This window comes from Klebsiella sp. CD33, assembly GCF_051992865.1.
In the GTDB taxonomy this organism is placed as follows: Bacteria; Pseudomonadota; Gammaproteobacteria; order Enterobacterales; family Enterobacteriaceae; genus Klebsiella; species Klebsiella pneumoniae.
In genome coordinates this window covers 4,163,218-4,188,509 of the sequence record NZ_CP197023.1, presented here as the reverse complement: position 1 = coordinate 4,188,509, position 25,292 = coordinate 4,163,218, and the positions used below count along the sequence as shown (strand labels likewise).

The 25,292-nt window shown below is 57.2% G+C and carries 24 protein-coding genes; 18 read left to right on the top strand and 6 right to left on the bottom strand.

What is annotated here, in order from left to right; genetic code table 11:
• Positions 1-203: 203 nt before the first annotated feature.
• From ispU to tilS, 15 genes are all read left to right on the top strand, one after another.
• Positions 204-962, top strand: coding sequence for a (2E,6E)-farnesyl-diphosphate-specific ditrans,polycis-undecaprenyl-diphosphate synthase (gene ispU / locus ACR809_RS20625; RefSeq protein WP_002889316.1), 759 nt, complete (start codon positions 204-206; stop codon positions 960-962).
• 12 nt (positions 963-974) lie between these two features.
• Positions 975-1,832, top strand: a complete 858-nt coding sequence (gene cdsA, locus ACR809_RS20620) for a phosphatidate cytidylyltransferase (RefSeq protein WP_002889318.1) — start codon at positions 975-977, stop codon at positions 1,830-1,832.
• 11 nt (positions 1,833-1,843) lie between these two features.
• Positions 1,844-3,196: a sigma E protease regulator RseP gene (gene rseP, locus ACR809_RS20615; RefSeq protein WP_004177358.1), complete on the top strand. Its 1,353-nt coding sequence runs from the start codon at positions 1,844-1,846 to the stop codon at positions 3,194-3,196.
• 31 nt (positions 3,197-3,227) lie between these two features.
• Positions 3,228-5,657, top strand: coding sequence for an outer membrane protein assembly factor BamA (gene bamA, locus ACR809_RS20610; protein ID WP_004145860.1), 2,430 nt, complete (start codon positions 3,228-3,230; stop codon positions 5,655-5,657).
• A gap of 121 nt (positions 5,658-5,778) precedes the next feature.
• The gene (gene skp / locus ACR809_RS20605) at positions 5,779-6,264 is read left to right on the top strand and encodes a molecular chaperone Skp (protein ID WP_004178645.1); all 486 of its coding nucleotides are present in this window, start codon (positions 5,779-5,781) and stop codon (positions 6,262-6,264) included.
• A gap of 3 nt (positions 6,265-6,267) precedes the next feature.
• The gene (lpxD, locus tag ACR809_RS20600; RefSeq protein ID WP_002889327.1) at positions 6,268-7,293 is read left to right on the top strand and encodes a UDP-3-O-(3-hydroxymyristoyl)glucosamine N-acyltransferase; all 1,026 of its coding nucleotides are present in this window, start codon (positions 6,268-6,270) and stop codon (positions 7,291-7,293) included.
• A 105-nt stretch (positions 7,294-7,398) separates the two neighbouring features.
• Complete coding sequence (gene fabZ / locus ACR809_RS20595) at positions 7,399-7,854, top strand: 3-hydroxyacyl-ACP dehydratase FabZ (protein WP_004145858.1); 456 nt, start codon at positions 7,399-7,401, stop codon at positions 7,852-7,854.
• Positions 7,855-7,857: 3 nt separating this feature from the next.
• Entirely contained in the window at positions 7,858-8,646 is a 789-nt protein-coding gene (lpxA, locus tag ACR809_RS20590; protein ID WP_004178647.1) for an acyl-ACP--UDP-N-acetylglucosamine O-acyltransferase, read from the top strand.
• On the top strand, positions 8,646-9,797 hold the full coding sequence (lpxB, locus tag ACR809_RS20585; protein ID WP_002889374.1) for a lipid-A-disaccharide synthase: 1,152 nt from the start codon (positions 8,646-8,648) through the stop codon (positions 9,795-9,797). The genes lpxA and lpxB overlap by 1 nt, the downstream gene beginning before the upstream one ends.
• On the top strand, positions 9,794-10,393 hold the full coding sequence (gene rnhB / locus ACR809_RS20580; protein WP_002889376.1) for a ribonuclease HII: 600 nt from the start codon (positions 9,794-9,796) through the stop codon (positions 10,391-10,393). The genes lpxB and rnhB overlap by 4 nt, the downstream gene beginning before the upstream one ends.
• 17 nt (positions 10,394-10,410) lie before the next feature.
• The gene (dnaE, locus tag ACR809_RS20575; protein ID WP_004177353.1) at positions 10,411-13,893 is read left to right on the top strand and encodes a DNA polymerase III subunit alpha; all 3,483 of its coding nucleotides are present in this window, start codon (positions 10,411-10,413) and stop codon (positions 13,891-13,893) included.
• Between the two features lie 12 nt (positions 13,894-13,905).
• Positions 13,906-14,865 (top strand): acetyl-CoA carboxylase carboxyl transferase subunit alpha, encoded by a 960-nt coding sequence (accA, locus tag ACR809_RS20570; protein ID WP_108452651.1) that lies wholly within the window; start codon positions 13,906-13,908, stop codon positions 14,863-14,865.
• A gap of 113 nt (positions 14,866-14,978) precedes the next feature.
• A complete protein-coding gene (locus tag ACR809_RS20565; RefSeq protein ID WP_002889384.1) occupies positions 14,979-17,132 on the top strand; it encodes a lysine decarboxylase LdcC in 2,154 nt (717 codons plus the stop codon).
• Positions 17,133-17,178: 46 nt separating this feature from the next.
• Positions 17,179-17,568 (top strand): VOC family protein, encoded by a 390-nt coding sequence (locus ACR809_RS20560; protein WP_002889387.1) that lies wholly within the window; start codon positions 17,179-17,181, stop codon positions 17,566-17,568.
• 53 nt (positions 17,569-17,621) lie between these two features.
• Positions 17,622-18,935: a tRNA lysidine(34) synthetase TilS gene (gene tilS / locus ACR809_RS20555; RefSeq protein WP_004178654.1), complete on the top strand. Its 1,314-nt coding sequence runs from the start codon at positions 17,622-17,624 to the stop codon at positions 18,933-18,935.
• A 13-nt stretch (positions 18,936-18,948) separates the two neighbouring features.
• Here tilS and rof read toward each other — a convergent pair whose 3' ends face one another.
• Together rof and ACR809_RS20545 are read right to left on the bottom strand one after the other, a co-directional pair.
• The gene (gene rof, locus ACR809_RS20550; RefSeq protein ID WP_002889424.1) at positions 18,949-19,209 is read right to left on the bottom strand and encodes a Rho-binding antiterminator; all 261 of its coding nucleotides are present in this window, start codon (positions 19,207-19,209) and stop codon (positions 18,949-18,951) included.
• Entirely contained in the window at positions 19,196-19,396 is a 201-nt protein-coding gene (locus ACR809_RS20545; RefSeq protein ID WP_002889429.1) for a YaeP family protein, read from the bottom strand. The genes rof and ACR809_RS20545 overlap by 14 nt, the downstream gene beginning before the upstream one ends.
• A 196-nt stretch (positions 19,397-19,592) precedes the next feature.
• Here ACR809_RS20545 and ACR809_RS20540 point away from each other — a divergent pair, with 196 nt between their 5' ends.
• The 3 genes from ACR809_RS20540 to nlpE are packed head-to-tail and all read left to right on the top strand — an operon-like array spanning position 19,593 to position 21,289.
• Complete coding sequence (locus tag ACR809_RS20540) at positions 19,593-20,138, top strand: YaeQ family protein (protein ID WP_002889431.1); 546 nt, start codon at positions 19,593-19,595, stop codon at positions 20,136-20,138.
• A complete protein-coding gene (arfB, locus tag ACR809_RS20535; RefSeq protein WP_002889433.1) occupies positions 20,135-20,548 on the top strand; it encodes an alternative ribosome rescue aminoacyl-tRNA hydrolase ArfB in 414 nt (137 codons plus the stop codon). The genes ACR809_RS20540 and arfB overlap by 4 nt, the downstream gene beginning before the upstream one ends.
• Positions 20,549-20,590: 42 nt before the next feature.
• Complete coding sequence (gene nlpE / locus ACR809_RS20530) at positions 20,591-21,289, top strand: envelope stress response activation lipoprotein NlpE (RefSeq protein ID WP_002889435.1); 699 nt, start codon at positions 20,591-20,593, stop codon at positions 21,287-21,289.
• A 131-nt stretch (positions 21,290-21,420) separates the two neighbouring features.
• Here nlpE and ACR809_RS20525 read toward each other — a convergent pair whose 3' ends face one another.
• The 4 genes from ACR809_RS20525 to rcsF form a co-directional block, all read right to left on the bottom strand.
• Entirely contained in the window at positions 21,421-22,263 is an 843-nt protein-coding gene (locus tag ACR809_RS20525) for a YaeF family permuted papain-like enzyme (RefSeq protein ID WP_004212714.1), read from the bottom strand.
• A 58-nt stretch (positions 22,264-22,321) separates the two neighbouring features.
• Complete coding sequence (gene proS / locus ACR809_RS20520; RefSeq protein ID WP_004151928.1) at positions 22,322-24,040, bottom strand: proline--tRNA ligase; 1,719 nt, start codon at positions 24,038-24,040, stop codon at positions 22,322-22,324.
• 111 nt (positions 24,041-24,151) lie between these two features.
• Positions 24,152-24,859 (bottom strand): tRNA (N6-threonylcarbamoyladenosine(37)-N6)-methyltransferase TrmO, encoded by a 708-nt coding sequence (tsaA, locus tag ACR809_RS20515; RefSeq protein ID WP_004178661.1) that lies wholly within the window; start codon positions 24,857-24,859, stop codon positions 24,152-24,154.
• Positions 24,856-25,263: an Rcs stress response system protein RcsF gene (gene rcsF, locus ACR809_RS20510; protein ID WP_002889443.1), complete on the bottom strand. Its 408-nt coding sequence runs from the start codon at positions 25,261-25,263 to the stop codon at positions 24,856-24,858. Before rcsF ends, tsaA begins: the two co-directional genes overlap by 4 nt.
• Positions 25,264-25,292: the final 29 nt, after the last annotated feature.

The following is a 25,292-nucleotide window of genomic DNA, read 5'->3' as shown; positions in this document are numbered from 1 at the left end:
TATAGTCTGCGCCACCCGATCGTTGCATTTTGTTGTTAAAGATTACGGTGGCCGTGACAAAACACGGCTTTTTTGCGTAAAGCTTTTGGTTGTTCTCTGCGATTGGCTGCAGCCCCGGCACCGGATAAAAATGCGTATCCAGCGCGGCCCGGTGCCCTCTGTTTGGTGGCTAGTTAATCCTTATTATGGACTTAAAACGCGTGATGTTGTCTGCTAATCAAACTGTCAGCGAAATATCGCCCACCCATGGCTGCCGTCATGTCGCCATTATTATGGATGGCAACGGCCGTTGGGCAAAACGGCAAGGTAAAATTCGCGCTTTCGGGCATAAGGCCGGGGCGAAATCCGTGCGTCGCGCGGTCTCCTTCGCGGCGAATAATGGGATTGAGGCGTTAACGTTATACGCGTTCAGCAGCGAAAACTGGAACCGTCCGGCTCAGGAAGTCAGTGCGCTGATGGAACTGTTCGTCTGGGCGCTGGATAGCGAAGTCAAAAGCCTGCACCGACACAATGTGCGTCTGCGGATTATTGGCGACACCACGCGCTTCAATGCGCGCCTGCAGGAGCGGATCCGCAAAGCGGAAGCGCTAACCGCAAACAATACCGGCTTAACGCTGAATATTGCAGCCAATTACGGCGGTCGCTGGGATATTACCCAGGGCGTTCGTTTGCTGGCGAAACAGGTACAGGACGGGACGCTGCTGCCTGAGCAGATCACGGAAGACATGCTGAGTCAGCAGGTCTGCATGCATGAACTGGCTCCCGTTGATTTAGTTATTAGGACCGGGGGAGAGCACCGAATAAGTAACTTTCTGATTTGGCAAATTGCCTATGCCGAACTTTACTTTACGGATGTTCTTTGGCCCGATTTTGCTGAACAGGACTTTGAAGGTGCACTCCATGCCTTTGTTAATCGAGAGCGTCGTTTCGGCGGCACTGAGCCGGGTGGCAGTCATGCCTGATGGGGGTCACTTTTGCTGAAGTATCGCCTGATATCTGCTTTCGTCTTAATCCCCATCGTCATTGCGGCATTGTTTTTATTGCCGCCGATGGGCTTTGCTATCGTCACCCTGGTGGTCTGTATGCTCGCCGCCTGGGAGTGGGGACAACTGAGCGGTTTTACCTCGACGTCGCAGCGGGTTTGGCTGGCGGTGCTGTGCGGCCTTCTGCTGGCGGCGATGCTTTTTCTGCTGCCTGAATACCACTATGACGTTCATCAACCGATGGTTGAAGGGTCGCTATGGGCCTCTTTTGCCTGGTGGATCGTCGCGTTACTGCTGGTGCTCTCATACCCGGCGTCAGCGGCATTCTGGCGCCACTCTAAGGTGCTGCGCCTCATCTTCGGCATTCTGACCATCGTCCCGTTTTTCTGGGGCATGCTGGCGCTGCGCGCCTGGCACTATGCCGATAACCACTATAGCGGCGCGCTGTGGCTGCTGTACGTCATGATCCTGGTGTGGGGCGCGGACTCTGGCGCCTATATGTTTGGTAAAATGTTTGGCAAGCACAAGCTGGCGCCGAAGGTCTCACCGGGTAAAACCTGGCAGGGCTTTTTTGGCGGTTTGCTGACCGCGGCAGTGATTTCCTGGGCCTACGGCGTGTGGGCCCATCTTGACGTCACGCCGACGGTGCTGCTGGTCTGTTCGGTGGTGGCGGCCCTGGCTTCGGTGCTGGGCGACCTGACGGAAAGTATGTTTAAGCGCGAGGCCGGCATTAAGGATAGCGGGCACTTGATTCCCGGACATGGTGGTATTCTCGATCGTATCGACAGCCTGACGGCGGCGGTACCGGTCTTCGCCTGTCTGCTACTGTTGGTCTTCAGGACGATTTGACGGAAGGTTATATGCTGAGCGTGCTCTGGAATCTGGCGGCTTTTATCATTGCGCTTGGCGTACTGATTACGGTGCATGAGTTTGGCCATTTTTGGGTGGCGCGCCGCTGCGGTATCCGGGTTGAGCGTTTTTCTATCGGCTTCGGCAAAGCGCTGTGGCGGCGGATGGATAAGCAGGGCACAGAGTTCGTCATCGCCCTGATCCCACTGGGCGGCTACGTCAAGATGCTGGATGAGCGTGTTGAAGCGGTGGCGCCGGAGATGCGTCACTATGCCTTCAACAATAAAACCGTCGGTCAGCGTGCGGCGGTGATTGCCGCCGGCCCCATCGCTAACTTCATTTTCGCTATCTTTGCTTACTGGCTGGTCTTTATCATCGGCGTTCCCGGCGTGCGGCCGGTGGTGGGTGAAATAACGCCCAATTCGGTTGCCGCGCAAGCACAAATTGCAAAAGGAACGGAACTTAAAGCGATAGATGGTATCGAAACGCCTGATTGGGATGCGGTGCGTCTGCAGCTGGTGGCCAAAATCGGCAACCCGCAAACAATAGTTACCGTCGCCCCTTTCGGGACCAATCAGCGCCAGGATAAAATCGTCGATCTGCGGCACTGGTCGTTTGAGCCAGACAAGCAAGATCCCGTGACCTCTCTGGGGATCCAGCCGCGCAGCGCGCAGATTGATACGGTGCTGGCTGAGGTTCAGGCGGGATCGGCAGCCCAGAAAGCGGGTTTGCAAGCGGGCGACCGGATCGTTAAAGTCGATGGTCAACCGTTAACGCAGTGGATGACGTTTGTTAATCTGGTGCGCGATAATCCGGGCAAAGCGCTGGCGCTGGAGATTGAACGGCAGGGGAGTGCGCTGCCGTTAACCCTGACGCCGGATGCGAAAACGGTGAAAGGTAAGGCGGAAGGGTTCGCAGGGGTGGTGCCAAAGGTCATCCCGCTGCCTGAAGAATACAAGACAGTACGTCAGTACGGACCGTTTGCCGCCATCGCTGAAGCCACGGATAAAACCTGGCAGCTGATGTCGCTGACGGTCAGGATGCTGGGTAAATTGATAACCGGTGATGTCAAACTGAACAACCTCAGTGGGCCGATCTCTATCGCTCAGGGGGCTGGAATGTCAGCGGAGTTTGGGTTGATTTATTATCTGATGTTCCTGGCGCTGATTAGCGTGAACCTCGGAATCATCAACCTGTTCCCTCTACCCGTACTGGATGGGGGACATCTGCTGTTTTTAGCGATTGAAAAGCTGAAGGGCGGGCCGGTATCCGAGCGAGTTCAAGACTTTAGTTATCGCATTGGCTCAATACTGCTGGTGCTGTTAATGGGGCTTGCACTTTTCAATGATTTCTCTCGGTTATAAGAGAGTTTGTTAGGAAGAACGCATAATAACGATGGCGATGAAAAAGTTGCTCATAGCGTCGCTGCTGTTTAGCAGCGCGACTGTATACGGTGCTGAAGGGTTCGTGGTGAAGGACATTCATTTCGAAGGCTTGCAGCGTGTCGCTGTTGGTGCGGCCCTCCTCAGTATGCCAGTGCGTCCTGGCGATACGGTGACCGACGATGATATCAGTAACACTATTCGCGCGCTGTTTGCCACTGGCAACTTCGAGGACGTCCGCGTCCTGCGCGATGGTGATACCCTGCTGGTGCAGGTGAAAGAGCGTCCGACGATCGCCAGCATCACTTTCTCCGGCAACAAGTCGGTGAAAGATGACATGCTCAAGCAGAACCTTGAGGCCTCAGGCGTTCGGGTGGGCGAGTCGCTTGACCGCACGACCATCGCGGATATCGAGAAGGGTCTTGAAGACTTCTACTACAGCGTCGGTAAATACAGCGCCAGCGTCAAAGCAGTCGTTACGCCGCTGCCGCGTAACCGTGTCGATTTGAAGCTGGTCTTCCAGGAAGGCGTCTCCGCAAAAATTCAACAGATCAACATCGTCGGCAACCATGCGTTTTCGACCGATGAGCTGATCTCCCACTTCCAGCTGCGCGATGAGGTGCCGTGGTGGAACGTGGTCGGCGACCGTAAATACCAGAAGCAGAAGCTAGCGGGCGACCTTGAAACCCTGCGCAGCTACTACCTGGATCGCGGCTATGCCCGTTTCAACATCGATTCTACCCAGGTCAGCCTGACGCCGGATAAGAAAGGGATCTACATCACCGTCAACATCACCGAAGGCGATCAGTACAAGTTTTCCGGAGTGCAGGTGACGGGCAACCTCGCTGGCCATTCCGCGGAAATCGAAGCGCTGACTAAAGTTGAGCCAGGCGAACTGTACAACGGCGCGAAAGTGACCAAGATGGAAAACGACATCAAGAAACTGTTGGGTCGTTATGGTTACGCCTATCCGCGCGTGCAGTCGCAGCCGGAGATCAACGACAGCGATAAAACCGTTAAGCTGCACGTTAACGTCGACGCAGGCAACCGTTATTACGTGCGTAAAATTCGCTTCGAAGGCAACGACACCTCTAAAGATGCCGTACTGCGCCGCGAAATGCGCCAGATGGAAGGCGCATGGCTGGGGAGCGACCTCGTCGATCAGGGTAAAGACCGTCTCAACCGTTTAGGTTTCTTTGAAACGGTGGATACTGATACCCAGCGCGTGCCGGGCAGCCCGGACCAGGTCGACGTTGTCTACAAGGTGAAAGAACGTAACACCGGTAGCTTCAACTTCGGTATCGGCTACGGCACCGAGAGCGGCGTCAGCTTCCAGGCGGGCGTTCAGCAGGATAACTGGTTAGGTACTGGCTATGCTGTCGGGATCAACGGTACCAAAAACGACTACCAGACCTATACCGAGCTGTCGGTGACCAACCCGTATTTCACCGTAGACGGTGTAAGCCTCGGCGGTCGTGTCTTCTATAATGACTTTGATGCGAACGATGCGGATCTGTCTGACTATACCAACAAAAGCTATGGTACAGACATTACGCTGGGCTTCCCGGTCAACGAATACAACACGCTGCGCGCCGGCGTCGGTTATGTGCATAACTCCCTGTCCAATATGCAGCCGCAGGTGGCAATGTGGCGTTACCTTAACTCGATGGGCCAGTATCCGGACAACACCAACGACCGGAACTCGTTCAGTGCGAATGACTTCACCTTCAACTACGGTTGGACCTATAACAAGCTTGACCGCGGCTTCTTCCCAACGGAAGGTTCGCGCGTCAACCTGAACGGTAAGGTGACCATTCCGGGCTCAGACAACGAGTACTACAAAGCGACGCTGGATACCGCGACCTACGTGCCGATCGACAACGATCATCAGTGGGTAGTACTGGGTCGTACGCGCTTTGGTTATGGCGATGGTATTGGCGGCAAAGAGATGCCGTTCTATGAGAACTTCTATGCCGGTGGTTCCAGCACCGTGCGTGGCTTCCAGTCGAACACCATTGGTCCGAAGGCAGTGTACTTCCCGGCAAGCAGTCGTCATGATGATGACGATAGTTACGATAATGAATGTAAGAGCACCGAATCCGCACCGTGTAAATCCGATGATGCGGTGGGCGGTAACGCGATGGCGGTGGCCAGCCTTGAGCTGATTACCCCGACGCCGTTTATTAGTGACAAATATGCGAACTCGGTCCGTACTTCCGTCTTCTGGGATATGGGTACCGTATGGGATACTCACTGGGATTCGAGCGCGTACGCTGGTTATCCGGATTACAGCGATCCGAGCAACATCCGTATGTCTGCGGGTATTGCCGTGCAGTGGATGTCGCCGTTGGGGCCGTTGGTCTTCTCCTACGCCCAACCGTTCAAAAAGTACGATGGAGACAAAGCCGAACAGTTCCAGTTTAACATTGGTAAAACCTGGTAATTGTTGGCGGCAACGGAATGCAAGTGCAGTATAGCGCTGACTGTAGGCGATAACGCGTTTATCGCCTCGCCACGCAAATAACGGTACCCCTGGGTACTCATGGGATGGTAAGGAGTTTATTGTGAAAAAGTGGTTATTAGCTGCAGGTCTGGGTTTGGCAATGGTAACTTCCGCTCAGGCGGCAGATAAAATTGCCCTGGTGAACATGAACAGCCTGTTCCAACAGGTTGCCCAGAAAACTGGCGTTTCCAACACGCTGGAAAACGAGTTCAAAGGCCGCGCTAGCGAACTGCAGCGTATGGAAGGCGACCTGCAATCCAAAATGCAGCGTCTGCAGTCCATGAAGCCGGGCGCCGAACGTACCAAACTGGAAAAAGACGTGATGGCTCAGCGCCAGACCTTCTCCCAGAAAGCGCAGGCGTTTGAACAGGATCGCGCACGTCGTTCCAACGAAGAGCGTGGCAAACTGGTTACCCGTATCCAGACTGCCGTACAGAGCGTAGCGAAAGATCAGAGCATCGATCTGGTGGTTGACGCGAATGCCGTTGCATATAACAGCAGCGATGTAAAAGACATCACCGCTGATGTGCTGAAACAGGTTAAATAAGTAATGCCTTCAATTCGACTGGCTGATCTCGCGCAGCAGTTGGATGCAGAATTACACGGTGATGGCGATATCGTCATCACCGGCGTTGCGTCCATGCAGAGCGCGAAAACGGGCCAAATCACTTTCATGGTCAACCCTAAGTACCGTGAGCACCTGGCCGCTTGCCAGGCTTCTGCCGTTGTGATGACGCAGGATGATTTACCTTTTGCCCATAGCGCCGCGCTGGTAGTGCGTAACCCCTACCTGACCTACGCGCGCATGGCTCAAATTCTTGATACCACGCCGCAGCCGGCTCAGGATATCGCGCCGAGCGCGGTCATCGATCCGTCGGCGAAGCTGGGTAGCAACGTTGCCATCGGCGCCAACGCGGTTATCGAATCCGGCGTAGTGCTGGGCGATAACGTAGTTATCGGCGCAGGCTGCTTCGTTGGGAAAAATACGAAAATAGGCGCCGGCTCGCGTTTGTGGGCTAATGTGACCGTTTACCATGAGATTGAGATCGGCGAGAATTGCCTGATTCAGTCCAGCACGGTGATTGGCGCGGATGGCTTCGGCTACGCTAACGATCGCGGTAACTGGGTAAAGATCCCGCAGCTGGGTCGCGTCATTATTGGCGATCGCGTGGAGATTGGCGCCTGCACCACGATTGACCGTGGTGCGCTGGACGATACCGTGATTGGCAACGGGGTTATCATTGATAACCAGTGCCAGATTGCGCATAACGTGGTGATTGGCGACAATACCGCGGTCGCTGGCGGAGTTATCATGGCGGGCAGCCTGAAAATTGGCCGCTACTGCATGATTGGCGGCGCCAGCGTGATTAACGGCCATATGGAAATCTGCGATAAGGTCACCGTCACGGGGATGGGGATGGTGATGCGTCCTATCAGCGAACCTGGCGTATATTCCTCCGGTATTCCGCTGCAGCCGAACAAGGCGTGGCGTAAAACCGCTGCGCTGGTGATGAATATCGACGAGATGAGCAAGCGCCTGAAAGCGATTGAGCGCAAGGTTAATCAACAAGACTAATTCATCATTTGGTCACATGACATTTCCGGCCTGTTGCATTCGCTAAAAGATTGCCGCAGGCCGTGTTATTATTGCCTTTTAGTACATTTAGACAGGAAGAGTATTTTGACTACTGACACTCATACTCTGCACATTGAAGAGATTCTGGAACTTCTGCCTCACCGTTACCCGTTCCTGCTGGTAGACCGCGTGCTGGATTTTGAAGAAGGTCGTTTTCTGCGCGCAGTAAAAAATGTTTCTGTAAACGAGCCGTTTTTCCAGGGGCACTTCCCTGGTAAGCCGATTTTGCCGGGCGTCCTGATTCTGGAAGCAATGGCGCAAGCCACCGGGATTCTGGCGTTCAAAAGCGTCGGAAAACTGGAACCAGGCGAGCTGTACTACTTCGCGGGTATCGATGAAGCACGCTTCAAACGCCCGGTAGTACCAGGCGATCAGATGATTATGGAAGTCACTTTCGAGAAAACCCGCCGCGGCCTGACCCGTTTCAAAGGCGTTGCGCTGGTTGACGGTAAAGTGGTTTGCGAAGCGACGATGATGTGTGCGCGTAGCCGGGAGGCCTGATACGTGATTGATAAAACCGCTTTTGTTCATCCTACCGCCATTGTAGAAGAAGGCGCCGTGATTGGCGCTAACGTCCACATTGGTCCGTTTTGTATTGTTGGCGCTAACGTCGAAATCGGCGAAGGCACCGTGCTGAAGTCTCACGTTGTCGTTAACGGCCACACCAAAATCGGCCGTGACAATGAGATCTATCAGTTCGCTTCCATCGGCGAAGTTAACCAGGATCTGAAATATGCTGGCGAACCGACCCGGGTGGAAATTGGCGATCGCAACCGCATTCGCGAAAGCGTCACCATTCATCGCGGCACAGTACAGGGCGGTGGATTAACAAAGGTGGGCAACGATAACCTGCTGATGATCAACGCCCACGTGGCGCACGATTGTACGCTTGGCGATCGCTGCATTCTGGCCAATAACGCGACGCTCGCGGGCCATGTTTCGCTGGATGATTATGTCATTATCGGCGGCATGACGGCGGTGCATCAGTTCTGCGTCATTGGCTCACACGTTATGGTTGGCGGCTGCTCCGGCGTGGCGCAGGACGTTCCGCCGTTCGTAATTGCCCAGGGCAACCATGCGACGCCGTTCGGCGTTAACATCGAAGGGCTGAAACGCCGCGGCTTCAGCCGGGAAGCAATCACCGCGATCCGCAACGCGTATAAACTGCTGTACCGCAGCGGCAAAACGCTGGAAGAAGCCAAGCCGGAAATCGCCGAACTGGCTGCTCAGCATCCTGAGGTTCAGCCGTTTGTCGATTTCTTCGCTCGTTCTACCCGCGGCTTGATTCGTTAATGGCTGAACAGCGTCCCCTGACGATTGCCCTGGTCGCCGGAGAAACCTCCGGCGATATTCTAGGCGCTGGTCTCATCCGCGCGCTTAAAGCACGCATCCCGAATGCGCGCTTTGTCGGCGTGGCGGGGCCGCTAATGCAGGCGGAAGGGTGCGAAGCCTGGTATGAAATGGAAGAGCTGGCGGTGATGGGCATTGTTGAAGTGCTCGGTCGCCTGCGTCGCTTACTCCATATTCGCGCCGATTTGACCCGCCGCTTCGGCGAGCTGCGTCCCGATGTCTTCGTCGGCATCGACGCCCCTGACTTTAATATCACCCTCGAAGGAAATCTGAAAAAGCAGGGCATCAAAACCATTCACTACGTCAGCCCGTCGGTCTGGGCCTGGCGACAAAAACGCGTTTTCAAAATCGGCAGATCCACCGATCTGGTGCTGGCCTTTCTGCCTTTCGAAAAAGCGTTTTATGACAAATTTAACGTCCCCTGCCGCTTTATTGGCCATACCATGGCGGATGCGATGCCGCTGGATCCTGACAAAGGCGCTGCGCGCGACCGGTTAGGGATCCCGCACAGCGTGCGCTGCCTCGCTCTGCTACCCGGCAGCCGCGGCGCGGAAGTCGAAATGCTTAGCGCCGACTTCCTGAAAACCGCGCAGCTTCTGCGCGCCACCTATCCCGATCTGCAGGTGGTGGTGCCGCTGGTTAATGCTAAACGGCGGGAGCAGTTTGAGCGTATTAAAGCTGAGACGGCGCCGGATATGATCGTGCATATGCTGGACGGTCAGGCGCGCGATGCGATGATCGCCAGCGACGCCGCGCTGCTGGCCTCCGGGACGGCAGCGCTGGAGTGTATGCTGGCGAAATGCCCGATGGTGGTTGGCTACCGGATGAAGCCGTTCACCTTCTGGCTGGCGAAGCGGTTGGTAAAAACCGACTACGTCTCGTTACCGAACCTGCTGGCCGGTCGCGAACTGGTTAAAGAGCTGCTGCAGGATGAGTGCGAGCCCCAGGCGCTGGCAGCCGCTCTGCAGCCGCTGCTGGCCGATGGCAAAACCAGCCATGAGATGCATGAGACGTTCCGCGCCCTGCATCAGCAGATCCGCTGCAACGCCGATGAGCAGGCGGCGGACGCCGTACTGGAGTTAGCAAAACAATGATGGAGTTCGTCTATCCGCATACCCATCTGGTTGCCGGCGTCGATGAGGTCGGGCGTGGCCCCCTGGTTGGCGCGGTGGTTACCGCGGCGGTGATCCTCGATCCGGCGAAGCCGATTGTGGGTCTGAATGATTCCAAAAAACTCAGCGAGAAGCGTCGTCTGGCGCTGTTCGATGAGATTAAAGAGAAAGCGCTGTGCTGGAGCCTGGGGCGCGCCGAGCCGCACGAAATCGACGAGCTGAATATTCTGCATGCCACTATGCTGGCGATGCAGCGCGCCGTCGCCGGCCTGAGCATTGTTCCTGAGTTTGTCCTGATCGATGGCAACCGCTGTCCGTCGCTACCGATGCCCTCCCAGGCGGTGGTGAAAGGCGACAGCCGGGTGGCAGAAATCAGCGCAGCGTCTATTCTGGCAAAAGTCACTCGTGACGCCGAAATGGCCACGCTGGACCTCGCATTTCCCCACTACGGATTTGCCCAGCATAAAGGCTATCCCACCGCTGTTCACCTGCAGAAGCTGCAGGAACACGGCGCAACAGAGCATCACCGGCGCAGTTTTGGCCCGGTGAAGCGTGCCCTGGGCCTGGCGTCCAACTAAGTCACCGGGATCTAAAGATGGCTGAACCACGTTTCGTACACCTGCGGGTGCACAGCGACTATTCCATGATCGATGGGCTGGCAAAGACCGGGCCGCTGGTGAAGAAGGCGGCCTCGCTTGGCATGCCAGCGCTGGCGATCACCGATTTCACCAACCTCTGCGGACTGGTGAAGTTCTACGGGACGGGACACGGCGCGGGGATTAAGCCGATCGTCGGCGCCGACTTTCACGTGCAGTGCGACCTGCTCGGCGACGAATTTACCGAGCTGACCGTGCTGGCGGCGAACAACACCGGCTACCAGAACCTGACCCTGTTGATTTCCCGTGCCTATCAGCGCGGCTACGGCGCCCTGGGGCCGTGGATCGATCGCGACTGGCTGGTGGAACATCAGGAAGGGCTGATTCTGCTCTCCGGCGGCCGGAAAGGTGACGTCGGCGTCAGCCTGATCCGCGGCAATATGCCGCTGGTTGAACAGTGCGTCGCCTTCTACGAAGAGCATTTCCCGGACCGCTATTTTCTGGAGCTGATCCGTACCGGTCGACAGGATGAAGAGGCCTATCTCCACGCCGCCGTGGCGCTGGCGGAAGCGCGCGGCCTGCCGGTGGTGGCGACCAACGATGTCCGCTTTCTCGACACCAGCGATTTCGACGCCCATGAAATCCGCGTCGCGATCCACGACGGCTTTACGCTCGACGACCCGAAACGGCCGCGCAACTACTCGCCGCAGCAATATATGCGCAGCGAGGAAGAGATGTGCGAGCTGTTCGCCGATATTCCGGAAGCGCTGGCGAACAGCGTTGAAATTGCCAAGCGCTGCAACGTCACCGTGCGGCTTGGCGAATATTTCCTGCCGCAGTTCCCGACCGGCGATATGACCACGGAAGATTTCCTGGTCATGAAATCGAAAGAGGGTCTGGAAGAGCGGCTGGAATTCCTCTTCCCGGATCCTGCCGTCCGTGCTGAAAAGCGCCCGGAGTATGACCAGCGTCTGGATATTGAGCTCCAGGTTATCAACCAGATGGGGTTCCCGGGCTACTTCCTGATTGTGATGGAGTTTATCCAGTGGTCGAAGGATAACGGCGTGCCGGTTGGCCCGGGACGCGGTTCCGGCGCCGGTTCGCTGGTGGCCTACGCGCTGAAGATCACCGATCTTGACCCGCTGGAATTCGACCTGCTGTTCGAACGTTTCCTTAACCCGGAGCGTGTCTCGATGCCCGACTTCGACGTTGACTTCTGCATGGAGAAACGCGACCAGGTTATTGAGCACGTGGCGGATATGTACGGCCGCGACGCGGTATCGCAGATCATCACCTTCGGTACCATGGCGGCGAAAGCGGTCATCCGCGATGTCGGTCGCGTGCTGGGTCACCCGTACGGATTTGTCGATCGTATCTCCAAGCTGGTGCCGCCCGATCCGGGCATGACGCTGGCGAAAGCCTTTGAGGCCGAGCCGCAGCTGCCGGAGATCTACGAGGCGGACGAGGAAGTGAAAGCGCTGATCGACATGGCGCGTAAGCTGGAAGGGGTGACGCGAAACGCCGGTAAACATGCCGGTGGGGTAGTTATCGCTCCAACCAAAATCACCGATTTCGCGCCACTGTATTGCGATGAGCAGGGGCTGCATCCGGTTACCCAGTTTGATAAGAACGACGTGGAATACGCCGGGCTGGTGAAATTCGACTTCCTCGGTCTGCGTACGCTCACTATCATTAACTGGGCGCTGGAGATGATCAACAAGCGCCGTGAGAAGAACGGCGAAGGGCCGCTGGATATCGCCGCCATCCCACTGGATGACAAGAAAAGCTTCGACATGCTGCAGCGCTCGGAAACCACCGCGGTCTTCCAGCTTGAATCGCGCGGCATGAAAGATCTGATTAAACGCCTGCAGCCGGACTGCTTCGAAGATATGATCGCGCTGGTGGCTCTGTTCCGCCCGGGCCCGCTGCAGTCGGGGATGGTAGATAACTTTATCGACCGTAAGCATGGCCGCGAGGAGATCTCTTATCCGGACGTGCAGTGGCAGCATGAAAGCCTGAAACCGGTGCTGGAGCCAACCTACGGCATCATCCTGTATCAGGAACAGGTCATGCAGATTGCCCAGGTGCTGTCCGGATATACCCTCGGCGGCGCGGACATGCTGCGTCGTGCGATGGGTAAGAAAAAGCCGGAGGAGATGGCCAAGCAGCGTTCTATCTTTGAGGATGGGGCGAAGAAAAACGGCATAGACGGCGAACTGGCGATGAAAATCTTCGACCTGGTGGAGAAATTCGCCGGTTACGGATTTAACAAATCGCACTCCGCCGCCTACGCGTTGGTCTCCTACCAGACGCTGTGGCTTAAGGCGCACTACCCGGCCGAGTTTATGGCGGCGGTGATGACCGCCGATATGGACAACACCGAGAAAGTGGTTGGCCTGGTGGATGAGTGCTGGCGAATGGGGCTAAAAATCCTGCCCCCGGATATTAACTCCGGCCTGTACCATTTCCACGTCAACGACGATGGCGAGATCGTCTACGGCATTGGCGCCATCAAGGGCGTCGGTGAAGGACCGATCGAAGCGATTATTGAGGCGCGCAACAATGGCGGCTATTTCCGCGAGCTGTTCGACCTCTGCGCGCGAACCGATATTAAAAAGCTCAACCGTCGGGTGCTGGAAAAGCTGATTATGTCCGGGGCGTTCGATCGTCTCGGCCCACATCGCGCGGCGCTGATGAATTCGCTGGGCGATGCGTTGAAAGCCGCCGACCAGCACGCGAAAGCCGAGGCCATCGGCCAGGCTGATATGTTCGGCGTGCTGGCGGAAGAGCCCGAGCAAATTGAGCAATCCTACGCCAGCTGCCAGCCATGGCCTGAGCAGGTGGTGCTGGATGGTGAAAGGGAGACCCTGGGGCTATACCTCACCGGACACCCGATTAACCAGTATCTGAAGGAGATTGAGCGCTACGTCGGCGGCGTGAGGCTCAAAGACATGCATCCGACCGAACGTGGGAAAGTCACCACGGCGGCGGGGCTGGTGATTGCGGCGCGGGTAATGGTCACCAAGCGCGGCAATCGTATCGGCATCTGTACTCTGGATGACCGTTCCGGGCGGCTGGAAGTGATGTTATTCACCGACGCGCTGGATAAATATCAGCAGTTGCTGGAAAAAGACCGCATACTTATCGTCAGCGGACAGGTCAGCTTTGATGACTTTAGCGGGGGGCTTAAAATGACCGCCCGTGAAGTCATGGACATTGACGAAGCCCGGGAAAAATATGCTCGCGGGCTTGCTATCTCGCTGACGGACAGGCAAATTGATGACCAGCTTTTAAACCGACTCCGTCAGTCTCTGGAACCCCACCGTTCGGGAACCATTCCAGTGCACCTCTACTATCAGAGGGCGGATGCACGCGCGCGGTTGCGTTTCGGCGCAACATGGCGCGTCTCTCCGAGCGATCGTTTACTTAACGATCTGCGGGGCCTTATCGGCTCGGAGCAGGTGGAACTGGAGTTTGACTAATACAGGAATACTATGAGTCTGAATTTCCTAGATTTTGAACAGCCGATTGCAGAGCTGGAAGCGAAAATCGATTCCCTGACTGCGGTAAGCCGTCAGGATGAGAAACTGGATATTAACATCGACGAAGAAGTGCATCGTCTGCGTGAGAAAAGCGTAGAGCTGACGCGCAAAATCTTCGCCGATCTCGGTGCATGGCAGGTTGCGCAACTGGCGCGCCACCCGCGCCGTCCTTACACCTTGGATTATGTCCGCCTGGCGTTCGACGAATTTGACGAACTGTCCGGTGACCGCGCCTTCGCTGACGATAAAGCGATTGTCGGCGGTATCGCGCGTCTTGACGGTCGTCCGGTGATGATCATCGGCCACCAGAAAGGTCGTGAAACCAAAGAGAAAATTCGCCGCAACTTTGGGATGCCGGCGCCGGAAGGCTACCGCAAAGCGCTACGCCTGATGGAGATGGCTGAGCGGTTTAAAATGCCGATCATCACCTTTATCGACACCCCGGGCGCCTACCCGGGCGTCGGCGCGGAAGAGCGTGGCCAGTCGGAAGCGATCGCCCGCAACCTGCGTGAGATGTCGCGTCTGAGCGTGCCGGTTATCTGCACCGTAATCGGTGAAGGCGGCTCCGGCGGCGCGCTGGCGATCGGCGTGGGCGACAAGGTCAACATGCTCCAGTACAGCACCTATTCGGTCATTTCGCCGGAAGGCTGCGCCTCCATTCTGTGGAAGAGCGCGGATAAAGCGCCGCTGGCTGCGGAAGCGATGGGCATTATCGCCCCGCGTCTGAAAGAGCTGAAGCTGATCGATTCTATCGTTCCGGAACCGCTGGGCGGCGCTCACCGCAACCCGGAAGCGATGGCGGCAAGCCTGAAGGCGCAGCTGCTGGCAGACCTGGCAGACCTCGATCTGCTCAGCGAAGAAGAGCTGCTGAACCGCCGTTATCAGCGCCTGATGAGCTACGGTTACGCTTAACTTTTTCGTCAGGACTAAACACTAAGGGCCGGATTTTCCGGCCCTTTTTTTATGTGCGATGCGCCCGGGGGATTGCTATGATGCTTGACTTAGGTGAATACCAGGAGGAAAGCGTGAATATCATCGCCATCATGGGGCCTCACGGCGTCTACCACAAAGACGAGCCGATCAAAGAACTGGAAGCGGCGCTGCAGCGCCAGGGCTTCCAGACCATCTGGCCGCAAAACAGCGCCGACCTGCTGCAGTTTATCGAGCACAACCCGCGCATCTGCGGGGTGATCTTCGACTGGGATGAATACAGCGTCGATCTGTGCAGCGATATCAATCAGCTCAATGAATACCTTCCTCTGTACGCCTTTATTAACGCCCACTCGACGATGGATGTCAGCAGTCAGGATTTGCGCATGACGCTGTGGTTCTTCGAATATGCGCTGGGACTCTCCGAAGAGATCGCCACCCGCATTGGGCAGTACACCCGCGAGTACCTGGAGAATATCACTCCGCCGTTTACCCGCGCGCTGTTCAACTATGTCCAGGAGGGAAAATATACCTTCTGTACGCCGGGCCATATGGGCGGCAGCGCCTATCAGAAAAGCCCGGTGGGCTGCCTGTTCTATGATTTTTTTGGCGGGAATACGCTGAAGGCGGATGTCTCGATTTCGGTCACCGAGCTGGGCTCCCTGCTGGATCATACCGGCCCGCACCTGGAGGCGGAGGAGTATATCGCGCGCGCCTTTGGCGCCGAGCAAAGCTATATGGTGACCAACGGCACCTCGACGTCCAATAAAATTGTCGGCATGTACTCGGCGCCCGCCGGCAGCACCCTGCTGATTGACCGTAACTGTCACAAATCGCTGGCCCACCTGCTGATGATGAGCGATGTGGTTCCCCTGTGGCTGAAGCCGACCCGCAACGCGCTGGGGATCCTCGGCGGTATCCCCCGGCGCGAATTTACCCGCGACAGCATTCAGCAGAAAGTGCGCGACACGGGCGGGGCGCAGTGGCCCGTGCATGCGGTGATCACCAACTCCACCTACGATGGTCTGCTCTATAACACCACCTGGCTTAAGGAGACGCTCGATGTCCCGTCGATCCATTTCGATTCCGCCTGGGTGCCCTATACCCATTTCCATCCGATATATCAGGGGAAAAGCGGTATGAGCGGGGAGCGGATCCCCGGGAAAGTCATCTTCGAGACGCAGTCGACGCATAAGATGCTGGCCGCGCTGTCGCAGGCCTCGCTGATCCACATTAAAGGCAACTATGATGAAGAGACCTTTAACGAAGCCTTTATGATGCATACCTCTACGTCGCCGAGCTACCCCATCGTCGCGTCGATTGAGACCGCGGCGGCGATGCTGCGCGGCAACTCCGGTAAACGTCTGATCCAGCGCTCCATTGAGCGGGCGCTGGACTTCCGCAAAGAGGTGCAGCGACTGCGCGAGGAGTCGGACGGCTGGTTCTTTGATATCTGGCAGCCGGAAGCCGTGGATAAAGCCGAGTGCTGGCCGGTAGCGCCGGGCGAGGACTGGCACGGTTTCAAAGATGCCGATGCGGATCATATGTATCTCGATCCGGTGAAGGTCACTATTCTGACGCCGGGCATGGACGAGCAGGGGAATATGGATGAAGAGGGGATCCCGGCGGCGCTGGTGGCGAAGTTTCTCGACGAGCGGGGCGTAGTGGTAGAGAAAACAGGCCCCTACAATCTGCTGTTCCTGTTCAGTATCGGCATCGATAAAACCCGGGCGATGGGGCTGCTGCGCGGCCTGACCGAGTTTAAACGCGCCTACGATCTCAATCTGCGGGTGAAAAATATGCTGCCGGATCTGTACGCCGAAGATCCCGACTTCTACCGCAACATGCGGATCCAGGATCTGGCGCAGGGGATCCACCGCTTGATCCGTCAGCATCAGCTGCCGCAGCTGATGCTCAGCGCCTTTGACGTCCTGCCGGAAATGAAAATGACGCCGCATCACGCCTGGCAGCGCCAGATCAAGGGGGAGGTGGAAACTATTGAACTGGAGAACCTGGTGGGGCGGATTTCGGCCAACATGATCCTCCCTTATCCGCCGGGGGTTCCGCTGCTGATGCCGGGAGAGATGATCACCGAGGAAAGCCGGGCGGTGCTCGATTTTCTGCTGATGCTTTGCTCTATCGGCCGTCATTACCCGGGCTTTGAGACCGATATTCACGGCGCCAAGCGCGATGAGGACGGTGTGTATCGGGTACGAGTCTTAAAAAATGACGAAAGGCTTGCGCGTTAACGGCGCGCACGAGTAACGTGGCTGGCTTAACAGAAGGAGTTTAACCATGCTGGGTTTGAAACGGGTTCACCATATTGCCATCATTGCGACCGACTACGCCCGCAGTAAAGCGTTCTATTGCGATATTCTGGGGTTTACGCTGCAAAGTGAGTTTTATCGCGCCGAGCGCGATTCCTGGAAAGGCGATCTGGCGCTCAACGGCGAGTATGTGATTGAGTTGTTCTCGTTCCCGTTTCCGCCAGCCCGCCCCAGTCGTCCGGAAGCCTGCGGGCTGCGTCATCTGGCCTTTAGCGTGGATGATATCGACGCCGCGGTAGCCCATCTCACCGCGCATGGCGTGGAGTGCGAAGCGATTCGTGTCGATCCCTTTACCGGTAAACGCTTTACCTTCTTTAGCGATCCGGACGACCTGCCGCTGGAAATATATCAGCAGTAAATCTTGCCAGCGCGGCCCTGGCCCGGTAACGTGCCGGGCCATCACTTCTCGGTATGTTCGTGGATATGACGGCTGATATTGCGCATACGCTTCATCCCCATCGCCAGCTGCTGGTGGCCTTCAGCGGCGGTCTGGACTCGACGGTTCTTCTGCATCAGCTGGTGCTGCTGCGGGAACAGGATCCCTCGCTGACGCTGCGGGCGGTGCATGTTCACCACGGCCTTAGCGCCCACGCAGACGACTGGGTGGCGCATTGTCGGCAGATTTGCCAGCAGTGGCAGGTGCCGCTGGTGGTGCATCACGTGACGTTAGCCCGGGGAGGGCTGGGCGTCGAGGCCCACGCTCGTGCGGCGCGCTATCAGGCCTTTCAGGATACGCTCAATGCCGGCGAGGTGTTAGTGACCGCCCAGCACCAGGACGATCAGTGCGAAACCCTGCTGCTGGCGTTAAAACGCGGCAGCGGTCCTACCGGCCTGTCGGCGATGGCGCCATCCTCTGCCTTTGCCGGCAGTCGACTGCTGCGTCCTCTCCTCAATGAAACCCGCGAATCACTACGCCAGTGGGCGCTCGCCCATCAGCTGTCGTGGATCGAAGATGAGAGTAATCAGGATGATACCTATGACCGCAATTTCCTGCGCCTGCGGGTGATCCCGGTGCTGCGCGAGCGTTGGCCGCACTTTAGCGAGGCCGTCGCCCGCAGCGCCAGCCTGTGCGCCGAGCAGGAACAACTGCTGGACGAGATGTTGGCGGCGGAGCTGGCGTCGCTGGTGGCCGAAGATGGCTCGCTGGCTATCGCGCCGCTGGCGACGATGAGTCCGCCGCGCCGAGCGGCGCTGCTGCGTCGCTGGCTCGCCGGGCAGCAGGCGCCGATGCCCGCCCGCGAGGTGCCTGAGCGCCTCTGGCACGAGGTGGCGCTGGCGCGGGAAGATGCCAGCCCCTGTCTGCGGCTGGGGGAATTTACCGTCCGCCGTTTTCAACAGCGTTTGTACTGGGTGAAGTATCTTCCCGGTCAGACGGACAGCGTTCAGCGCTGGCCCGACTGGCGCCAGCCGCTGCGGCTGGCGGACGGTCTCGGCGAGCTGACGCTGCAGCCCGGCGGCAGGCTGCGCCCGCCGTCGGCGGATGAGCCGGTCACCGTCCGCTTTCGCGCCAGCGGCCACCTGCATATTGTCGGGCGCCATGGCGGACGCAAGCTTAAGAAGCTCTGGCAGGAGCTGGGCGTTGCTCCGTGGCGACGAGACACCACGCCGCTGCTGTTTTACGGCGAAACGCCGATTGCCGCAGCGGACGATCTGTTTGTGACCACAGAAGGTGAAGTGAAGGACGGGGAAGGGGTCAGGCTGATGTGGAGGAAAACGGGCGATTAAGCCCGTTTTTGATTCAGGATTCGCTCACCACCACGGTGCCGATTTCCGGGTGACTGAAGCTGGCGATTTTATCCAGGCGCAGCTCGCGGACGTTGCCGGCGAGTTCGACCACCAGATACTCGATATTTTTTCGCGAGATAAGATCGCTGGCCTTTGCCTGCAGCTGTTCGCCATCCTTCAGCGCCAGCGTCAGCACCAGGTGATGCTGGCAGGCCAGCTCCAGGTTGTCGTAATCATCGCAGTTAATGGGTTGATAAGTATCATTCATTGACATAATCGCTCACCAGTAAGTTTGCTGCCGCATAAGCGGCCTTTTCCCTGACTGACTCCGAAAGGGCCTCATCCGCCGCAATCTCATTCAATACTTTCAACACGCAACCCAGCGCATCCGGGATATACCCTAAGTCTCCGCTGGCTATTTCCGCATACCGCTTGCGTATTAACTCACAATAGTGGTCCACATGCCCTCCTGTCAGCGTTCTGACTCAACCGTGGGATGCAAGTTTAAGCCTACGAAGATAAACTCTGTTTAGCAAGGGAACTATATCATAGTCATTTAAGCAATTTCAGCAGGATGAAACAGGTTGCTGCGATTGACGACAGCCTTTTGCCGCCAGTTTCGCTACAATGTACGCCATTCTTTTCAGGAGTTTATTCATGGCGCTGAAAGCGACAATATATAAAGCTGCGGTAAATGTAGCCGATCTGGATCGCAACCAGTTTCTGGATGCTAACCTGACGCTGGCTCAGCATCCGTCAGAAACCCAGGAGCGCATGATGCTGCGCCTGCTGGCATGGATCAAATATGCCGATGAACGGCTACAGTTTACCCGCGGTCTGTCGTCGGATGACGAGCCGGAGCTGTGGCTGCTTAACGATCATCTCGGGGTCGATCTGTGGATCGAACTGGGTCTGCCGGATGAGCGGCGGATTAAGAAAGCCTGCTCACGGGCGCAGGCGGTGGCGCTGTTTGCCTATAATAGCCGGGCAGCTGAAATCTGGTGGCAGCAGAATCAGAGCAAGCTTGCGGCGTACCCGAAGCTGACCATCTGGTATCTTGATGATGCGCAACTGGCACTGCTTAGCGCCTTTGCCGACCGTACCATGACGCTGCAGGCCACTCTGCAGGAGGGCAGTATCTGGTTATCCGACGCTCGGAATAATCTGGAAATTCAGCTTACCGCCTGGCAAGCGTCGGCATGATTACTATTAGCCGCAGCGTAGCCCTTGCCGACGACGAGATCGTCTTGTCAGGCATTCGCGCCCAGGGAGCAGGGGGGCAGCATGTAAACAAAGCGTCGACGGCGATCCATCTGCGCTTTGATATTAAAGCTTCAAGCCTGCCGGAGTTTTACAAAGAGCGCCTGCTCGCCGCCAGCCACCACTTAATTTCTGCTGACGGTGTGGTTATCATTAAGGCTCAGGAATACCGCAGCCAGGAGATGAACCGTGAAGCGGCGATCGCCCGGCTGGTGGCCCTTATTAAAGAATTAACCGCAGTGCAAAAAAGTCGCCGGGAGACGCGACCGACTCGGGCATCGAAAGAGCGACGCCTTGCTTCCAAGGCACAGAAGTCCTCAGTCAAGGCGCTGCGTGGGAAAGTTCGCCAGTGAAGGCGTCGGCGAACGGGTGAAATGGATGATAAGGAAAGCAAAGTGAAGAAAATCGTATTCTCCGTGATAGCGGCCTGTTCGCTGTTCGCGCTGTTTGGTTGTAACCATCGCGCCGAGACTGACACGGTCCAGCCAGCGGCGATGGAAGAGCTCAAGCCGATGCAGCAAAGCTGGCGAGGCGTGCTGCCTTGCGCGGATTGCGAAGGTATCGACACCTCGCTGTTCCTGGAAAAAGACGGGACCTGGGTGATGAATGAGCACTACCAGGGCGCCCGTCGTGAGCCGTCATCCTTTGCCTCGTACGGCACCTGGGCACGTACCGCGGATAAGCTGGTGCTGACCAACAGCAAGGGCGAGAAATCTTACTTTCGCGCGAAAGGCGACAAGCTGGAGATGCTCGACCGCAACGGAAGCCCCATTCAGTCTCCTCTCAACTATACCCTGGAGCCAGTGAAGGCCAGCCTGCCGACGACGCCGATGGCGATGCGCGGCATGTATTTCTATATGGCCGATGCGGCAACCTTTACCGATTGTGCGACCGGTAAACGCGTCGCGGTGGCGAACAATGCCCAGCTTGAACGGGATTATGCCGCCGCGCGCGGGACCGATACTCGCCCGGTACTGCTGGTGGTAGAAGGGCACTTTACTCTCGAAGCGAACCCGGATACCGGCGAGATGATGAAAACGCTGATGACGGATCAAGCCGGCAAATTTATTCCCGGTAAAGACTGCAGCCATTGATTGTCAGGCCCCTGTCCGGGTAACGGGCAGGGGATGATCCCGCGCAGTACCACCTACTTCCTCCTGTTATTAGCCCTGTCACATCAAGAGTGAGCGTGGATCTGGCTAGCGGAAAAGCGTCAATCGTTTCTTTACTCCGCACCGTCCTTCGGTTTGTTCAGCCCCACCAGCTTACCGGCCTGAAGATAAACTCCCAGTTTCAAATGCCCGACATACTGGAGCTGCGTTTCGGGTTTAAACGTGGCGACGTCTCCTTCCCGCATGTGCAGCAGATCGGAAGGACTGATCCACGCCGCCTGCGCGAGCGTCAGCGGATGCCCGGCTCGGACAAAGGCCTCGCTGACAAACTCCGAGCAAAACCACGCTTTCTTGTCGCCGCTTGCCGCATCGCCCAGCTGCGCTTTAGCCAGGCCGCTCACGCACTGCTGGCGAAAGTCTCGTGAGAAGGGGTTGAGCGAGCAGAGCGGTTTGGTGACCATATAAGGGATAAACTGAATAATGCCGCGATAGTTATACCCGCTGTCTTTGACCTGCCAGGCAAAACTTTTCATCGCCGTCGCCTGGTCCGGCGTCAGGTCAGGCACCCTGAGAGCAAAGAGTTTATCGCTGTGCGCCAGCGCCTGCTGAAGGGTAATCACTTGTACGCCGGCACCGGTGGCTTCCGCAACCTGACCTTCGCCAACATACAGCGCGACGTGGCTTACGGAAGAGGCGCTGAAGGCGCGGATCCCAAGCGATGTGACGCCCAGGCTGGAGGAGAACAGCAGGTCGCCGGAGCGCAGGTCGCTTTCGGCGATTTCGCGCAGTCCGCTGCCGGCAATCGAGCTTTGACGCTGGAGGGTAACAGCCCAGGATGATGAATGGTCATCGGCAGCAGATGTGGAAGGCGAGCTGCGGCCGACGTCCAGGGTACAGGCGGTAAGCAGGAGCAGGGCAAAAGTAAGCAGTCCGCTGCGGAGGAGATGTGCAGTCATTGGTACTGTCCTTGTAAAAAAAAAGCCCTGACATCCGTTCAGGGCCCTGAGGTGGGTGTTAGCCTTTTATCGCTTTAACCAGATATTCCACAATATCTCCGGTCTTAATCAGCTGCTTCTCACCGTTGCGACGATACTTGTATTCGATATCATCGTTGTCGAGGTTACGATCTCCCAGCACGATGGTGTGCGGGATACCGATCAGCTCCATATCGGCGAACATCACGCCCGGACGCTCTTTACGATCGTCCATCAGCACTTCAATACCCTGGGCGCTCAGCTCGGCGTACAGTTTCTCCGCCAGCTCCTGCACACGGTAAGACTTGTGCATGTTCATCGGCAGGATCGCCACCTGGAACGGCGCAATCGCATCCGGCCAGACGATACCGCGATCGTCAAAGTTCTGCTCAATCGCCGCCGCTACCACGCGAGTCACCCCGATACCATAGCAGCCCATGGTCAGGATCTGGTTACGGCCATCTTCGCCCTGGACCGCGGCTTTCATCGCCTCGGAGTACTTCGTCCCCAGCTGGAAGATATGACCCACTTCGATACCGCGCTTAATAAGCAGGGTACCTTTACCGTCCGGGCTCGGGTCGCCGGCGACGACATTACGGATGTCGGCCACTTCTGGCGTCGCGACATCGCGGTCCCAGTTGATGCCGAAGTAGTGTTTGCCATCGATGTTGGCGCCAGCGGCGAAATCGCTCATCACCGCTACAGTACGGTCGATAATCACCGGAACCGGCATGTTCACCGGGCCCAGGGAGCCAGGACCGGCGTTCACCAGGGCGCGGATCTCTTCTTCGGTGGCGAAGGTCAGCGGGCTGGCGACCTGCGGCAGTTTTTCCGCTTTCACTTCGTTCAGCTCGTGATCGCCGCGCACCAGCAGGGCAACCAGCGGGGAAGCGCTATCTTCAACCGCTTTCACCAGCAGAGTTTTCACGGTTTTTTCGATCGGCAGGTTGAACTGCTCCACCAGCTCGGCGATGGTTTTGGCGTTCGGCGTATCGACCAGGGTCATCTCCTGGGTGGCGGCTGCGCGCGGCTCTTTCGGCGCAACGGCCTCCGCAAACTCGATGTTTGCCGCGTAGTCGGAGCTGTCGGAGAAGATCACATCGTCTTCGCCGCTCTGCGCCAGCACCTGGAATTCATGAGAGGCGCTGCCGCCGATAGAACCGGTGTCAGCCTGTACCGCGCGGAAATCCAGCCCCATACGGCTGAAGATTTTGCTGTAAGCGGCATACATCGCGTCGTAGGTTTCCTGCAGCGATTCCTGCGAAGTATGGAAAGAGTAGGCATCTTTCATCAGGAATTCACGGGAGCGCATCACCCCGAAACGCGGGCGTACTTCGTCGCGGAATTTGGTCTGGATCTGATAGAAGTTCAGCGGCAGCTGTTTATAGGAGTTCAGCTCGTTGCGGATCAGATCGGTAATGACCTCTTCGTGGGTTGGGCCGAGGACGAACGGACGATCGCCGCGATCGGCAATGCGCAACAGTTCCGGGCCGTACTGCTCCCAGCGCCCGCTCTCCTGCCACAGTTCAGATGGCTGAACGACCGGCATTAACACCTCGATCGCACCGGCGTTGTTCATTTCTTCACGCACGATGTTTTCGACTTTTTTCAGGACGCGCACGCCGGTCGGCAGCCAGGTGTATAACCCGGAGGCCAGCTTGCGGATCATCCCGGCGCGCAGCATCAGCTGATGGCTGATTACCTCGGCGTCGGCAGGTGTCTCCTTCAGAGTGGAGAGCAGATATTGGCTAGTACGCATGTTGTAACGGTTCCAGTTAAACGAGCGGAACAGGCTGGTTGCCCAGCCTGAAACAAAAAAGTGGTTTAGTTTACCAGTGTGGCAAAGATGCCAAAAGAGAGGAAAATAAAATTAGCGCGCTTCGAGGGCAAAGACTTCAAAACCGGAGGCAATCACCCGCCAGCGGACGTTGAAATCCAGCAGCCAGACGGCATACGTTTTTCCCGCTTGTTCCTCTTTTCGGTAGGCCGGACGCGGATCCTGCGCCAGCACCTCGCGGATAAACGCTTTGATATGTGGGTAACGTTTTTCCAGCGTGAGTAACTGTGCGTCTATTTCCGGCGTAAAGCTGACGTTCATACCCGCCAGCGGCGCCTGCTGTGCATAGCTGGCGCTGGCGTCCGGCAGGGCTTCGGCGAAAGGAAGATACGGTTTGATATCAACCACCGGCGTCCCGTCGACGAGATCGAGGCTGCCGAGTTCCAGTATTACCTGATCTTTCTGACAGCGAATGCCCTTGAGCTCAACGAGCGACATGCCGATGGGATTAGGGCGAAACGTTGAACGGGTGGCGAAGACGCCCATCCGCGCATTGCCGCCCAGTCGGGGAGGTCGCACCGTCGGACGCCAACCGCCTTCCATTGTCTGATGAAACACAAACAGGATCCACAGATGGCTGAAGCTCTCCAGGCCACGCACGGCGTCGGCCTGGTTATAGGGCGCGACCAGATGGAGTTCTCCGCCGCCGTGTTTCACCAGGCCTGGCTGGCGAGGAACGGCAAACTTCTCTTTATACGGCGAACGGATGACGCCTATTTGCGCGAACTGAAATGCGCTCATTGCGCCGAGACGTTAAGCGCTGAACCCAGGCAAACGGCCTGACGGTAGCAGCCTGGCGTACCGCTGGTCACTTCGCAGCGGTGAAGCAGGACGGCATTAGCTTTCATACGCGCGGCATTAATTTGCAGACGCTTGCGCGCGGTGGGGATATTCGGCGGAGAATCCTGATTCGAAGCCTGGCAGGACTCGCCAGATACTTCACCCAGATCGCGGAACGGTTTACCAACCAGCTCTGACGCATCGGTGTAAATACGTACTGGGGCCGGGCGGGTGGCGCGCGGTTTGCTCGGCTCAGATTTAACCGGCGGGGTTGCAGTGCTTTGAGCAGGCTCAACGGGAGATCTGCTTAGCATGGAACAACCGCTTAACATGAGTGCTAACAAACAGATCGGTAAAGCACGCATAGTATTTCCTCAATGAATAAAAAACAGGG